The 822-nt window shown below is 45.3% G+C and carries 1 protein-coding gene; it reads left to right on the top strand.

Annotated elements, in window-relative coordinates; all coding sequences use genetic code 11:
* Nucleotides 1-822, top strand: an 822-nt coding sequence (locus V5290_RS17295) for a hypothetical protein (protein WP_333388755.1), incomplete at both ends; no start/stop codon positions are given.

The raw sequence follows: 822 nt of genomic DNA, 5'->3' as shown, positions 1-822 counted from the left end.
ATTATGAAATCGTAGATGGTACGGTTGTCTTAACAGAAGCGGGGGCAGAACTTGTCAATAGTGGCGAAGAATTACCTGCATTTACACTAACACCAAATGACGGTACTACTGACGGTGAAGCCGCAACTGTTGAGCCAGGTGTTACTACTACCAATGATGCACCAGAAATAACTATCACTAGCAGCAATGACTTCACTGAAGATGACGGCAGTGCCGTTGAAGGTGCTGTGGTTGCGACGTTCGAAACAACAGACGAAGACGGTGACGAGGTTACTGTTACATTAAGCGATACCGTAAATTATGAAATCGTAGATGGTACAGTTGTCTTAACAGAAGCGGGCGCAGAACTTGTCAATAGTGGCGAAGAATTACCTACATTTACATTAACACCAAATGACGGCACTACTGACGGTGAAGCCGCAACTGTTGAGCCAGGTGTTACTACTAGCAATGATGCACCAGAAATAACTATTACTAGCAGCAATGACTTCACTGAAGATGACGGCAGTGCCGTTGAAGGTGCTGTGGTTGCGACGTTTGAAACAACAGACGAAGACGGTGACGAGGTTACTGTTACATTAAGCGATACCGTAAATTATGAAATCGTAGATGGTACAGTTGTCTTAACAGAAGCGGGCGCAGAACTTGTCAATAGTGGCGAAGAATTACCTGCATTTACACTAACACCAAATGACGGCACGGTAGACGGTGAAGCCGCAACTGTTGAGCCAGGTGTTACTACTAGCAATGATGCACCAGAAATAACTATTACTAGCAGCAATGACTTCACTGAAGATGACGGCAGTGCCGTTGAAGGTGCTG

Source organism: Psychromonas arctica (assembly GCF_036697365.1).
In the GTDB taxonomy this organism is placed as follows: Bacteria; Pseudomonadota; Gammaproteobacteria; order Enterobacterales; family Psychromonadaceae; genus Psychromonas; species Psychromonas arctica_A.
This window is presented reverse-complemented; position numbering and strand designations above follow the sequence as displayed.